Source organism: Paenibacillus faecis (assembly GCF_008084145.1).
GTDB classification, from domain to species: Bacteria; Bacillota; Bacilli; order Paenibacillales; family Paenibacillaceae; genus Fontibacillus; species Fontibacillus faecis.
Map to the genome: position 1 here is coordinate 505,508 of NZ_VSDO01000004.1, position 14,481 is coordinate 519,988.

Consider the following 14,481-nt stretch of genomic DNA (forward strand, 5'->3'; position numbering starts at 1 on the left):
AGGGAGAGGATAACGGCTTTAAGAGGCGCTATTTTGTCGAAATTGGCTCTTTGGTGTGAAATAGCGGTCATTTGGGGCCTTATTTTAGAGAAAGTCGGGCAAAAACCGGATTTTTGGGCTCGCACCAGAGAAATAGGGCCCTTTTTAGCCGCTATTCTTTCCGAAAAAGCAAATCTGGGCGAAATAGCGGTCAAAAACGCCGCTAATATCGGCGAGTGACAAGAGAAATTTACGGGTGGGTGTCAGATCCAATGTGTCAGGTTGGATTAACGGGATTTTCTCTCGATAATTACTAGCCTTTGTGGCTGCAGGGATGAATTAGGTGGAAAAGCTCCAGTTAATTTCCCGAAATAGGGGGATTTTGCGTCTGGGAGCGTGGAATAAATGGAGGTTTTCCCGTTAAACCCGAGCCAAAGGCCCATCGTATCTGAAATAACGGGAGGAATTCCCGTTAAAGAGATCATTTCAATTTTAATTTCATTTTTAATTTCATTAAAAGGAGCGGAACTGCCCCATGGAACAATTCAGACTCCCCAAAATATCGATGCCGCCGCTTACGCTTCCCGCCGCCGTGCAGGACGTTTTGCGCGAAGCGGAGGAGAAGCTGGCCCATCGGCCCAAGCTGTTGCAGCTATTCAAAAATTGTTTTCCGAATACGCTGGAAACGACGACCAAGCTGCTGGACGACGGCACGACCTTCGTCATTACCGGGGACATCCCGGCCTGCTGGCTCCGCGATTCCGTGGAACAGGTCATTCACTACGTGCCGCTGGCGAAGGAGGATCCCGATTTACAGCGGATCATCGCGGGGCTGATCAAAAGGCATATCCAATACATTCACATTGATCCGTACGCTAACGCCTTTAACGAATCGGCCAACGATTGGCATTGGAATACGACCGATGAGACCGAGTTGTCGCCGTGGGTCTGGGAACGCAAATTCGAGATCGATTCGTTATGCTTTGTCGTCCGCCTGGCTTACACGTATTGGAAAGAGACGGGGCGCGCGGACATTTTCGACGCCGGGTTCAAAGCGGCCATGCGGCGGATTTACGAGCTGTTCAAAACCGAGCAGCGCCATTTCGAACAGTCCCCGTACCGGTTCACCCGGAACAACGGGATTCCCGAGGACTCGCTGCGCAACGGCGGCTTGGGCATGCCGGTCAATTACACCGGGATGATCTGGTCGGGCTTCCGATCCAGCGACGATGCCTGCGATTTCCATTACAACATTCCGGGCAATATGTTCGCGGTCGTCGCCCTGCGCCAAATGCAGGAGTTTGCCGAGTGGGTGTTCCGCGATTTGGCTTTCCTGGCCGAATTGAAAGAACTGGAATTCGAAGTGGACCACGGCATTAAGCTTTACGGCATTTACCGTCATCCGGAATTCGGACCGATCTATGCTTACGAAACCGACGGGTTCGGCAATTATTGTCTGATGGACGACGCGGGCACGCCGGGGTTAATGTCCATTCCGTACCTCGGTTATGTGGACGCGGACGATCCGGTTTATCAGAATACGAGACGCTTTGCGCTGAGCAAGGAGAATCCGTTCTATTTTGAGGGCAAGGCGGCCCGGGGCATCGGAAGCCCGCACACGCCGAAGGATTATATCTGGCATATGGCTTTGTCCATGCAGGGCATTACAGCGCAGACGAAGGAAGAGAAGCTGGAGATGATCGCGATGCTGGAAGCGACCGACGCGGACACCGGGTACATGCACGAAGGCTTCCACGCCGACGATCCCCATAAGTTTACGCGCAAATGGTTCGCCTGGTCGAACAGCCTGTTCTCGCAGCTGGTGTACCGGGCGATGAAGGAAGGCATTTTGTAAGAATTGCAATATCTAGGTTATCTACAATATCTACAATTAACAATATTCCGGAAAAAGGAGACTTGATCATGAGCAAAATTATCGGCGAATCCTTGAAAAACATCCCTTGGCAGGATAAACCCGAGGGCCTGAACGCCCCGGTTTGGCGCTACTCGCAAAACCCGATTATCGAGCGGCACGCGATCCCGAACTCGAACAGCGTGTTCAACTCGGCCGTCGTTCCTTTCGGTGACGGATTTGCCGGGGTGTTCCGCTGCGATTCCAGATCGGTGAGCATGGACATTTTTGCCGGCTTCAGCGACGATGGCGTAAATTGGACCATCAACCACGACCCGATCGTTTTTGAAGGGGACGAGGAAGTGATCAAGCGGGAGTACCGCTACGACCCGCGGGTCTGCAAAATCGGCGACCGCTACTATATCACCTGGTGCAACGGTTATCACGGCCCGACGATCGGCATCGCTTATACGACCGATTTCAAAACGTTCCACCAACTGGAAAACGCCTTTTTGCCGTATAACCGCAACGGGGTGCTGTTCCCGCGGAAAATCGGGGAGCGCTACGCCATGCTGAGCCGTCCGAGCGATACGGGCCACACGCCGTTCGGGGATATTTTTTACAGCGAGAGTCCCGACCTGACCTTCTGGGGCAAGCATCGCTATGTGATGGGTACGGTAGGCGGGGATGCTTCCGCCTGGCAGTCCAAAAAAATCGGCCCCGGACCGGTTCCGATCGAAACCGACCAAGGGTGGCTCCTGATCTACCACGGCGTCATCAATACCTGCAACGGGTTCGTGTACCGCATGGGCTGCGCGCTGCTGGACCTCGACAAGCCGTGGATCGTCAAAGCCCGGTCGCGCAATTACATCCTCGGTCCGGAAACGCTGTACGAATGCGTCGGGGACGTGCCGAACGTAACTTTCCCATGCGCCGCCTTGACGGACGCCGACACCGGCCGGATCGCCATTTACTATGGCTGCGCCGATACCGTGACGGGATTGGCCTTCACGACCGTGGATGAGCTGCTGAGCTACATGGAGCAATATCCGCTGGAAGAAGCGTAATTCTTAGTCCGCGGCAATAAGATGCAAAAGTGCAGCAATTGAGCCATACACAAACAACACAAACCAATTCGCGAGAAAGCGAGGGGACTCCATCGACATGGACAAAAAAAGAACGGCCCATCTTATTTCCCACACCCACTGGGACCGGGAATGGTACCTGCCTTACGAGAAGCACCATGTGCGGCTGGTCGCGTTGGTCGATGCTCTTTTGGACAAATTGGATCAAAGCGAGGCTTTCAGGAGCTTCTATCTGGACGGGCAGACGATCATACTGGAGGATTATCTCCAGGTGCGGCCTGAAAACAGGGAACGGCTGGAGAAGCATATTCGGGACGGCCGGATTCTAATCGGGCCGTGGTATATTTTGCAGGATGCGTTTTTGACGAGCGGCGAGGCCAACGTGCGCAACATGCAGATCGGCCACCGGGACGCCAAAGCGTACGGGGAACCGGCCAAAATCGGTTATTTCCCCGATACGTTCGGCCTGGTCGGGCAGACGCCGCAGCTGATGAAGCAGTCGGGCATCGACAACGTCTTTTTCGGACGGGGCGTGAAGCCGACGGGCTTCAACAACACGGTTTCGGACGGAGGTTACGAATCCTCTTTCTCCGAGCTGCTCTGGGAAGGTCCGGACGGTTCGAAGGTGCTCGGCATCCTGTTTGCAAACTGGTACTCCAACGGCAACGAGGTGCCCGTGGATGAGGCGGAAGCCAAACTGTACTGGGAGCGCAAGCTGGCGGACGCGGAGAAATACGCCTCCACGAACGAGCTGCTGTTTATGAACGGCTGCGACCACCAGCCGGTTCAGCTCGACCTGCCGGAGGCGCTGGAAACGGCGGCACGGCTTTATCCGGACACCGAGTTCGTGCACTCCAGCCTGCCGCAGTATTTGCAGTCGCTGAAAGGCGCGATGGACCGGGAGCTGTCCACGGTCAAGGGCGAGCTGCGCAGCCAGCGGACGGACGGCTGGGGTACGCTGGTCAACACGGCCTCGGCGCGGGTGTATCTGAAGCAGATGAACCAGGAAGGGCAGGCGCTGCTGGAAAAAGTGGCCGAGCCGCTGGCTTCCTTCGCGCATCTGCTGGGTAAGGATTATCCGCACCATCTGTTTACGTATGCGTGGAAAACGTTGATGCAAAACCACCCTCACGACAGCATTTGCGGCTGCAGTGTGGACGAAGTGCATCGCGAGATGGTCACGCGCTTTGCCAAGAGCCGCCATGTGGCGGAGGCGATTATCGACGACAGCAAGATGGCGGTCGCCGAGGCGGTCGAAACGACGGGATTCGCCGCCTATGGCGAAGACCCGCTTCCGCTGATCGCCATGAACACGACCGGTTGGACCCGGTCGGGCGTGATCGCGGTGGAGATCGATGCCGCCCGCCTGTACCTGCGGGACGGGCATGGCCTGGAGGAAACCGCCCGCCGGATGAGGGCGGTGGATTTGTCCGGCCGCGTTCTGGTGGACGACCGCGGCCGGGAGGTCGCCTGCACCGTGGAGGACCTGGGCCTGCTGTTTGGCTATGACCTGCCGGATGACCGGTTCCGCCAGCCGTACATGTGCCGCAAGGTGCGGATCACGTTCCGCGCCGAGGCGGTTCCGGCGCTCGGGCTCCGCGCGTATGCCTGGGTGCGGCGGGCGCAGCGGCATGAGGCGGCTCAGGCCAAGGCCAAGTCGCTGCTGACGGGCCACCGCGTCATGGAGAACGAGGCCTTGCGGATCGAGATTGCCGAGGACGGTTCGTTCTCCCTGAACGATAAGCTATCGGGGCGCGTCTACCGGGATCTGGGCATTTACGAGAACACGGGAGACATCGGCAATGAGTATATGTACCGGCAGCCTGAAGGCGAAAAGCCGCTGACCACCCAAGGGATCGCCGCGCAAATTCGCGTACTGGAAGACAAGCCGTATCGCGCCGCTCTGGAAATCGTGCATGCCTGGGAAATTCCGGCTTCCGCCAACGAGCTGCTGGACCAGGAACAGCGGGAGCTGGTGTATTACCCTGAGCGTAAAGCCCAGCGCGCCAAGCGTCTCGTACCGCTGGAGATCCGCACCGTGCTCTCCCTGGAGGCCGGCAGCAAAGGGGTACGGATCGAGACGAAGCTGAACAATCAGGCGAAGGACCATCGGCTCAGAATGCTGTTCCCGACCGATTTGTCCGCGGCCAAACACCGGGCCGACTCGATGTTTGAAATAGCCGAGCGCGATAACGAGCCGGCTCCCGAGTGGGAAAACCCCAGCAATACCCAGCATCAGCAGGCTTTCGTAGAGCTGGGCGACGGTGAAGCGGGATTGGTCGTAGCCAATCTCGGCCTGAATGAATACGAGGTGCTGCGGGACGGCCGCAATACGATCGCCGTAACGCTGCTGCGAGCCGTCGGCGAATTGGGCGACTGGGGCCTGTTCCCGACGCCGGAGGCGCAGTGCCTCGGCGAGCATACCTTCCATTTGGAACTGATTCCTTATGGCGGCGGGGAGCAAGGGGCGTTCGCCGCTTACGCCGAAGCCTATCAGTTCCAGGTTCCATGGACGGCGGCCCAGACGGGAATTCATGCCGGAAGCATCGCGCCGTTGGCGGCGCCGCTGCGCTGGGAGAGCGCGGAGCTGGCCTTCTCCTCGCTTAAAATCAACGAGGAGACGGGGGACATGATGCTTCGCTGGTTCAACATGAGCCGCCGCGGCTCCGAACTCACGTTCAGCCCGGAGATTCCGGTCAAGCAGCTATACAAAACGACCATTTTGGAGGAGGCGCATTTCCCGTTGACCGGCAATCCGGCAGGCGGCCTTTCCCTCCCGGTCGGGCCATGCGAGATCGTCACGATCGGCGTAAGGGGATAAGTGTAGAAGCCGAAATTGAAAAGCACGGGATGTCGGAGGAGAAAGCCTTCGGCAGCCCGCGCTTTTTTGGTGTTTTGATGCAGGGTTTGACAAATAAGAACGGGCAAGGTAGGATGGAAAACGAAGAAACACTAATGTTTTCCGTGTTTTTCGAGGAGGGAGAAATGATGCGAAGGAGTTTATCCTGGCTGATGCTATTTACCGACATCGGCTTTCTTGCTTATTGGGCGGCCACTTTTTTACAGTGGATTCCCAAGTCTTATGTGTATCAGGACTACAGCAATCCGCTGCTGGTGGCCTGGAACTTGTCTTTTTTGCCGCTGGATTTGTTCATATCGGGGACGGGGCTGGCGTCGGTGGCGCTTTGGCGCAAACAGCGGTCCGCTTGGCAGCCTCTGGCCTTGATCTCCATGGTGCTGACCTTTTGCTCGGGATTGCAAGCGATCGCCTTTTGGAGCTTCCGGGCTGACTTTGATCCCGTTTGGTGGATTCCCAACTTGTTTTTACTGCTGTATCCTTGGTTTTACATTCCGGGTCTGATTCGCTCTGAACAGGCTCTCGAGCCGACGAAAGGGAGAGGGGCGGCGTAATCCGATGAGGGAACGAATTTTGAGCGCGGCCAGGGAAGAGCTGGCGTACCGGGGGCTGAAATTCTCCATCCGCGAGCTCATTGCCCGGCTTGGCATCAGCTCCAAGACGCTGTATCAGTATTTTGCTTCGAAGGAAGAATTGGTCACGGCCCTCACTTTGGCGGAAATCGAAGAAATGAAGCGAAGGGAGCTGGCGATCCGGGAGGACCCTTCCTTGTCGGTTGCGGAAAAACTGCGCGAGGCCTTGCTTGTGCTTCCCGGCAGCCTGGCGGCGAAAGACTTCCGTCTGCTGGATGATCTGCGGCGCAGCTATCCGGAAGCCTGGGGACATGCCGAACGGTATCTCATCGAGGGCTGGAGGGGCGTTGAGCAGCTTGTCGAGGAAGGTGTGAGAGAAGGGACGATTCGCCGTTTTGATCTGGATTTGCTGATTCAGATGTACGTGGGGTCGATGTACCGGCTGCTGGAGACGCGGTCCGAACACATGACCTCCGGCGAAGCGCTAAGAAACATGGTCGATATTCTGCTGGACGGGATCCGCTTGAAGAACTAAGCCCGGCTCCCAACCGGGAGGAAAAGAACGGGGAACCCCCGTCACCCGTCCGTTAGGGGCAACATTTATATAGAGGTGAAGGAACTCATGGCTTATATGTGGTTAGCTTTGGCTATTTTATTCGAGGTTTGCGGGACGACGTTTATGAAGCTGTCCGAAGGGTACACCCGGCTTGGACCGACCATCGCGGTCGCCGTCTTCTATATTCTGTCTTTCGGGTCGCTGGGCATTTCGCTGAAAAATCTGCAGGTAAGTATCGCCTATGCCATCTGGTCGGGGGTGGGCATGGTCCTGATCGCGGTCATCGGAATCCTCTTCTTTAAGGAGGACTTGAATTGGATGAAGGCCGTGTGCTTGATGCTGATCATCGCCGGCGTCATGGGGCTCCAGTTCTCGGGAAATACGCACGGGTAAGCCATAACCGACCGACGCCCCGACTCCCGATTTCATACGGGACCGAGGCGGGACCGTGCACTGGAGGGTTGCGCCGAAGCTAACCGGTGCCACGGGACTCGCAGATATCATTTAAAAAGGTACAGTCCCTTGTATGCCAAGGAGACTGTACCTTTTTTCTATGCTTTCAAATCGATTTCGAAGGTTTTGATTTCATACGGGTTAAGCACGAATGAAACGGCTTCGGACGAAATCCATTCCTGATCGGCCCGTTCCATCAGGTCGCACTCTCTCCAGGCCGCGATCGTCAGATCGCTTTCCAGACAAAGCGGCTTGCGGCTGCCGGAGTAGTCGTGCACGCGAACGATCACGGTGTCCCGGTCCTCGGCCTTCTTAATCGCCGAGATCATGGCCGTATCGCCGGACAACCGGAACATGGAGCGTGCCGGGGCCGGGGCGTTCCCGGGAGATATGCGCGGCGGATTGTTCAGCATCCAGGCCTCCCGGGCCGTATCACCCTGCAGCCAGTCGCCGCGGTGCGGGAACAGGGAGTAAGTGAAGCGGTGGTACCCTTGATCCGCTTCGATATCCGGATGCGTCGCGCATTTGATCAGCGAGAGCCGCAGGACATTGTCCTTGATGTCATAGCCGTATTTGCAATCGTTCAGCAGGCTGACGCCGTACCCCTTGTCGGACAGATCGGCCCATTGATGGCCGACGGTTTCGAAGCGGGCCGCATCCCAGCTCGTATTCCAATGGGTCGGCCGCTTCACGTTGCCGAACTGCACGTCGTACGTGGCTTCCGTAGCCCGGACGTCGACGGGGAAGGCGACCTTCAGCAGCTGCTGGCGTTCATGCCAGTCCGCTTCGGTCACGAAATCGATGCGGCGGCTGCCGGCATACAGGATCATATCCTGTTCAAGCCTGGATTCGCCATAAGTCCAAACGAAATGAACCACGGTGCGGATCGGGCCGGACTCCGTCACCTCCCATGCTTGAAGGTCGCCGATTTCCCGCGATTTTTGCTGGTAAAAAATATCGATATCCCAAGCTTCATGGGCGAGAGGCTTGTCTTCAAACAGCTGAAACAGGTTGCCTCTTTGGCCGTTGGCAAGAATTTCCCTTTGCTCCTCGCGGTCGTAAAGCCGGGTCAACTGGCCCTGTTCGTTCCACTCCAGTTCAAAGAACGGCGTGGTCAGCCCGCGCTCCCGGTGAATGAACGGGGACGCCTGCTCCGCAGCCGCCTGCGCGGCGGGCTCGAACCGGATGACGGCGCAGCCGAGCGAAGGCACGTCGGGAACCTCCACGGTCCAGATGGTATCGCCCCGTTGGACGGCCAGGCGGTTGCCGGACGCGTCGGTCCAAACGCCGTTTTCCAATCCGGCCTCCATCGGAATCTCGGCCAGCCGGGTTTCCGTCCACGGGGATGAATTCCAAACCGTGAAGAAAAATCCCCCGGCTTGCTCTACGGTCCCCACCGCTTGAGCCGCGTTGTCCCAAGCCTGAAGCCCAAGCCGCTCGGCCTCTTCGTACTCGATCCTGCTGTCCTCGTAAACCTCACGGATCGAAGATCCCGGGATGATGTCGTGAAATTGGTTGCGCAGTATGATTTTCCAGCCTTCGTCAAGCGCCGAGGACGGGTACGTCGACCAATCGCTTTCCAGCACGCTCCGGAAGGCGCTCAGCCATTCCGCTTCCCGGTACAGCAGCTCCAGCTTGCGGTTCATCCGCTTGTTGTGGGCCTGGCTCGTATACGTGCCCCGGTGATATTCGAGATATAACTCCCCGTCCCAGGTATGCACGTAGCTGTCGCTGTTGTTGACGGTGTCGCCAAGCTTGCGGAAATAATCTCCGGCTTGGCCGGTTCCGAGATTCGGAAGCCCCGGCAGCTTGTCGAGCCTGCGGCGCATCTCCAGCATATCGCGGTTGACGCCGCCGCCGCCGTCCCCGTAGCCGTAGGAAAGCAGAAGCTCCTGGTTCAGCTCCTTGTCGCGGTAAGCGTCCCAACTGCCTTTCACCGTCTTGGGAACGATCTGCCCGTTATACGTATAGAACCAGGACCCCGGCTGGGACCACGGTTCCGTGGTGGTGATGAAATGCGTCAAAATCTCGGTCCCGTCGATGCCGCGCCATTTGAACGTATCGTGGGGCATCCGGTTGTATTGGTTCCAGCTGATTTTCGTGGTCATGAACGTATGAATCCCGGATTTTTTCAAAATCTGCGGGAGGGACCAGCTGTAGCCGAAGACGTCCGGCAGCCATAAATAATCGCAGTCCGCGCCGAACTCCCGCTTGAAGAACTGGGTCCCGACCAGCAATTGGCGGACGAGCGACTCGCCGGAGGTCAGATTGCAGTCGGCTTCCAGCCACATCCCGCCGCCGGCTTCCCAGCGGCCTTCCGCGACCCGGTCTTTGATGGCCGCATACAATTCCGGATAATCTTCTTTCACGTAATCGTAAAGCTGAGGCTGGGTTTGCAAAAACGTATACTCCGGATACATCTCCATCAGTCTCATGACGGTGGAGAAGGAGCGGGCGCATTTTTCCCGGGTATGCTTCAGTCTCCAAAGCCAGGCCACATCGATATGGGTGTGCCCGATGCAAGTGATGTTGACCAGGGACGACTTGTCCATGCCGTCGATGCGGTCGTTCAGGAACTCTCTCGCCTCATGAACGGACCGGTAGAAACCCTCCGATCCGGGCGCCCGCCAATCGATCAAGCTCAGGGATTGGTCGGCAAATTGCAGCAGTTTCGCCCGCTCGGGCAAGTTTTCGTCCAGGACGGCGACCGTCTCCGAGATCGCCAAGGCGGTGTAATAATAATCGTCGACGGCTTCATCCAGCCAGCACAGCTCGGCAAGCTTGATGCCGTGAGTCTGGTTTCTCGGCTGGCCGCCGCCTTCGAGACCGGACCAAAGCCGGAACAGGAGCCGCTGCGTCGTGCCGGCCGCCTCCTCCGGAAGAAATACCTCTTTATGATTCGAATCCACGCCTTGATAAGGTTTCCCCTGCCAATAAAACAGGGACTCAAAGCCGGAGTTGTTGCCTGCCCCGGTTTCGCCGAAATCGAAGCGTCCCAGTATTTTTTTTCCGGACCACTCCTTCGGGATAGGGACCTCGGATGACAGCCATAAATACAGATCGCGCCCGCTCCAAGTATCGCCCGTTCGCATCGTGTCCCAGGAGTCCGAAACCTCGGGAAGCGGCGGGTTAATTTCAGGGCGTTTATCCTCCAGACTGTAAAAGAAAGGGATTTGTTTCCGGTCACGGTACCGGTAAGACGACAATTCGTGAATACGCGCTTGCAGCTTCTGCTGAGTGAGAAACATCAGGAAAGAACCCCCTTTGGAATCTAAGGGGCAAACGTGGGGAACCTCGGAAGGCGAAGCCTGAGAATAGGCCTCGGTAATAGGTGCTTTCATACGATCTTAGGGGATCATGGTCTATTATAATCAGGCCCGGATCGGAATTCAATGTTTAAAATTCGGACGGCTTGTTCTTAGAAAAAACGGATTGCACGGGGAAGCGGGACGGTGATACACTGGAACGCGTACCCAAAAATGAGAGGACAGGACGTGTCCGGCATGAACAAACTTCGCCGTTTTTATCTTAATCATTTGAAACGGAAAATGTTTAACAAGATCATTTTGATCTACTCCGCGGTGATGATGGTTTTGTTCCTGATCGCAGCCGTCATGGTATATCAGTATCAGGTGCAGCGGATTATCCGGGAGGAATCGGACGCCAATTTGAAAACCGCGCAAGTGCTGAGCATTTATTTAAACCGGCAGTATGAAAATATTCAAACCCTGGTCCAGCAAATTTACGGCGACGCCGCGCTGAGCGACGATTTGATTTATTTTCTGAACCACCGGTACGAAGATTATTTGGGCCACCGCCTCCATTTGTTCAGCAGGCCCGGAGAGCAGAGGGTCCAGTCGTTCAGCTCCGTGCTGAAATCGTATCTGGAACAGAATCCGGGGGCCTCGGGAGTCACGATTTTTAGTTATCCGAAGGATTTCTACATGCAAATCCGGCCGCAAAGCCAGCAGCTTAAATATGAAAACGGTTCCAAGCCGGATTGGGAGTCCTGGTTTAGCGAGCGGAAACATTACGGGTGGGATACGATGAACCGGTATGGTCCTTTTTTGGATGCGGCGGTTAACGCTTCATCGGGGACGTACTCGTATTTCCGGGAGCTTCAGGACCCGTGGACGCTCGAAAAGGTCGGCATGATGATGGCTGAATTCGATGCGGGGCAGTTGTCCGCCTGGCTGAAAACGAGGGCTCCCGATGTCCGGGGCCGCATTCTGGTCATGAGCTCCAGGGGCACCGTCATTTACGATTCCGAAGAGACGGGCGGCTATGCCGGCCAGACCTATCCGTACCTGCATCAGCTGGACAACACGGAAAAATGGATTCCGCTCGACGAAATGTCCAAGGTAAATGTGCTGAGCGTCGGGAATGCGGAGCTTTCGGTGGTCGGGATCGTATCCAAATCCTCGATTCACGACAGCACGGTACGGTTGAGGAATACGCTGATCGTCGTTACGCTGCTGTTCGTGACGGCGAGCTTTCTCGTTACGTTTACGGTTATGAGGAAGCATTCGAAGAAGATTCAACGGATCATCCGCTCCATGAGCCGGATCGGCGAGGGGGACCTATCGGTCCGGATTCAAATGCCCGGGGAAGACGAGCTCCAGCAAATTTCCGTGCGCGTCAACGATATGTGCGAGCGGCTGGAGCTGTATATCGACAAAATGTATACGTCCGAGATCCGCCAGAAGCATGCCGAATTGGTCGCCCTGCAGTCGCAAATTCAGCCTCACTTTTTATATAACACGCTGGAGTCTATCCGCATGAGAGCGCATACCTCCGGGGCCAAGGAAGTGGGGCAAATGATTTACAACTTGTCCGTCATGTTCAGGAGCATGGTGAAAAAAGATACGATCGTGACGGTTCAGGAAGAAATCGAGCTGTGTTCCATCTATCTGGATTTATTCCGGATCCGCTACGAGGGAAGGCTGGCGGTCGGGATCGAGTTGGACCGGGAGATCGGGGGCTGCCGGATTACCAAGCTGCTGATCCAGCCGATCGTGGAAAATTATATCGTTCACGGCTTCCGCTCCCTGGAGAGCGATAATGAAATATCGCTTTCCGCCGTAAGGGAAGAAGAGCGGATCGTGATTACGGTGGCGGATAACGGGAAGGGAATTCCGGCGGGGCGTCTGGAGGAAATCCGCCGCATGCTGTCGGCCCCTTCCCAGCCGTCCGGGGTCGGCGGTTCGTCGATCGGATTGATCAATGTCCATGAGAGAATACGAATGAACTATGGGGAAGATTACGGAGTCACCGTATGCAGCGAAGAAGGAAAAGGCACGGTGGTCCGGGTACGGATACCGATTCTCAGGGAGGGGTTTATGTGATGACGAAAAAAGTGTTGTTTGTGGATGACGAGCCTTTCATCGCCCAGGGACTGAGTTCGATTTTGGACTGGAACCGCTACGGCATCGAGATCGCCGGAACGGCCAACGACGGTTCGAGCGCCCTCGATATCATCCGGGACAATCCCGTGGATTTGCTGGTCACCGATATTATGATGCCTCGCATGGACGGGCTTGAATTAATCCGCAAAGTCAAAGAGTCCGGCTCGCGAACCAAATTCGTCGTGCTTAGCGGCTATGAGGAATTTAACTATGTGAAAACCGGAATTCGGCTGGGCATCGAAAATTATATTTTGAAGCCGATCAACCTGGAGGAATTGGAGTCGACCATCCGGCATATCCGCGGGGATTGGGACCGGGAAGAGATGGAGCAGGTCCAGCTTCAGGAAGATTGGGAAATTCTGCGGAACAACGTTCTGCAGCGCTGGGTGGGCGGTGAGATCGAGAGCCAAGAATTCAAGCAGCGCGCCCAGTTGCTGGGTCTGCCGTTAAACTGCGAGGCGTACCGGCTGTTTGCGGTGAGACTGGTACCGGACGAATCGCAAGGGGACGATGATTTTGGCGCGAATAAGGCGACTTTGAAGTACCGGGAGCTGGCCGAGGCACTGGAACGGTTTAAGCCGAAGGAGGCCGAGGTCATCAGCTTTTTGGATTCGGACGGCGATTTGGTGGTCCTGTACGCTCTCCGGGCGCAAGCGGATGATTCCGCAGCCGGGCGGCAGCTTCGAGCGGCGGCGCAGGACGCGGCAAACGGGCTGGAAGGCGTCATTTGGATCGCGGACGGCGGGTCCGGAGGCGATTTTGGAGGCGTGCAAAGCAGCTACGGGAAAGCTAAGGCGGTGTTCCGCCGGTATTTGGTATCCGGGGAAGGGGGCTCGAAGCTTACGGTTTGCGTGGAACCCGCAGCCGTCGTGATCGGCGAAAGCGCCTCGATCGAATGGGACGAGGAGAGTTATGCCGAATTGTTGATTCAGGGCCGGAACGAAGAGGTCGGGCGGTTTGTTGAAAAGGTGTTTGCAAGCTCCTCCCGGGGAGATCTGATCCCGCGCCAAGCCTGCGTCAATACGGCCCTCCGGCTTATGCTGGCCGCAAAGGAGCAGGAGGAGAGCCCCGACTACAGCGAAGTGTTCGCTTCTTTGGGGCGGGTCAATTCCTTGCCCGGACTCGTGCGGCATGTCGCTGGGGTCGTGCAGCGAAGCCTTGAAAAGCAAGAGAACGTCCGCGAGGAGTACACTCCCCATGTCGCCTTTTTGATCGAGCAGGTGCATCGCCATTATCACGAAGAGCTATCCTTGAAGACGTTAAGCCAGAAGGCCGGACTGCATCCGAATTACTTGGGACAATTGTTTCAACAGGAGGTCGGAAACAGCTTCTCCGATTACGTGAACCAATACCGGATCGAAAAGGCGACCCGGCTGCTGATGCATACGGACCGCAAGACGACGGAAATCGCCCTGAGCGTCGGCTACCTGGACACCTCTTACTTTTATCGCCAATTTAAAAAATACGCCGGAGTTTCGCCGACGGAGCTTCGCCAAATGTACATGAAATGAACGTCGCATGAAGCCGGAAAAACGGCGTTGAACAGGTCCGCCCTTGGAGGGTGGGCCTGTTGTTTTTTCGCGTTCTTTGATTTATCCATGGAATTCTAAGGTTTTTCAACTTGTTGAAGATAGCGCTTACTTGGCACAATGAAAGTAGTCAAGGGCAAGCGTGTAAAGGGCGGTTACCCGCCGGTGCTTTGGTGGATCTTAGGGGATCTTT

At 56.4% G+C, this 14,481-nt stretch carries 10 protein-coding genes; 9 read left to right on the forward strand and 1 reads right to left on the reverse strand.

Going from position 1 to position 14,481, the window contains the following annotated elements; all coding sequences use genetic code 11:
* Window positions 1-33: 33 nt before the first annotated feature.
* The 7 genes from FRY98_RS20120 to FRY98_RS20150 all read left to right on the forward strand — a co-directional run bounded on the left by FRY98_RS20120 (window position 34) and on the right by FRY98_RS20150 (window position 7,294).
* Window positions 34-219 (forward strand): hypothetical protein, encoded by a 186-nt coding sequence (locus tag FRY98_RS20120; protein ID WP_148455301.1) that lies wholly within the window; start codon window positions 34-36, stop codon window positions 217-219.
* 295 nt (window positions 220-514) lie between these two features.
* Window positions 515-1,834 carry a glycoside hydrolase family 125 protein gene (locus FRY98_RS20125; protein ID WP_148455303.1) on the forward strand — a complete coding sequence of 440 codons (1,320 nt, stop codon included), beginning with the start codon at window positions 515-517 and terminating at the stop codon, window positions 1,832-1,834.
* A 68-nt stretch (window positions 1,835-1,902) separates the two neighbouring features.
* Window positions 1,903-2,898, forward strand: coding sequence for a glycoside hydrolase family 130 protein (locus FRY98_RS20130; protein ID WP_148455305.1), 996 nt, complete (start codon window positions 1,903-1,905; stop codon window positions 2,896-2,898).
* 97 nt (window positions 2,899-2,995) lie between these two features.
* Window positions 2,996-5,737, forward strand: a complete 2,742-nt coding sequence (locus FRY98_RS20135; protein WP_148455307.1) for an alpha-mannosidase — start codon at window positions 2,996-2,998, stop codon at window positions 5,735-5,737.
* 167 nt (window positions 5,738-5,904) lie between these two features.
* Complete coding sequence (locus FRY98_RS20140) at window positions 5,905-6,327, forward strand: DUF5360 family protein (RefSeq protein ID WP_211373341.1); 423 nt, start codon at window positions 5,905-5,907, stop codon at window positions 6,325-6,327.
* 4 nt (window positions 6,328-6,331) lie between these two features.
* Window positions 6,332-6,880: a TetR/AcrR family transcriptional regulator gene (locus tag FRY98_RS20145; protein ID WP_148455311.1), complete on the forward strand. Its 549-nt coding sequence runs from the start codon at window positions 6,332-6,334 to the stop codon at window positions 6,878-6,880.
* Window positions 6,881-6,967: 87 nt separating this feature from the next.
* Complete coding sequence (locus FRY98_RS20150; protein ID WP_148455313.1) at window positions 6,968-7,294, forward strand: DMT family transporter; 327 nt, start codon at window positions 6,968-6,970, stop codon at window positions 7,292-7,294.
* Between the two features lie 158 nt (window positions 7,295-7,452).
* Here FRY98_RS20150 and FRY98_RS20155 read toward each other — a convergent pair whose 3' ends face one another.
* The gene (locus FRY98_RS20155) at window positions 7,453-10,602 is read right to left on the reverse strand and encodes an alpha-mannosidase (RefSeq protein WP_148455315.1); all 3,150 of its coding nucleotides are present in this window, start codon (window positions 10,600-10,602) and stop codon (window positions 7,453-7,455) included.
* Between the two features lie 255 nt (window positions 10,603-10,857).
* Between FRY98_RS20155 and FRY98_RS20160 the strand changes: the two genes are divergently transcribed.
* Window positions 10,858-12,699 (forward strand): cache domain-containing sensor histidine kinase, encoded by a 1,842-nt coding sequence (locus tag FRY98_RS20160; RefSeq protein ID WP_148455317.1) that lies wholly within the window; start codon window positions 10,858-10,860, stop codon window positions 12,697-12,699.
* Window positions 12,699-14,270, forward strand: a complete 1,572-nt coding sequence (locus tag FRY98_RS20165; RefSeq protein ID WP_148455319.1) for a response regulator transcription factor — start codon at window positions 12,699-12,701, stop codon at window positions 14,268-14,270. Before FRY98_RS20160 ends, FRY98_RS20165 begins: the two co-directional genes overlap by 1 nt.
* Window positions 14,271-14,481 lie beyond the last annotated feature (211 nt).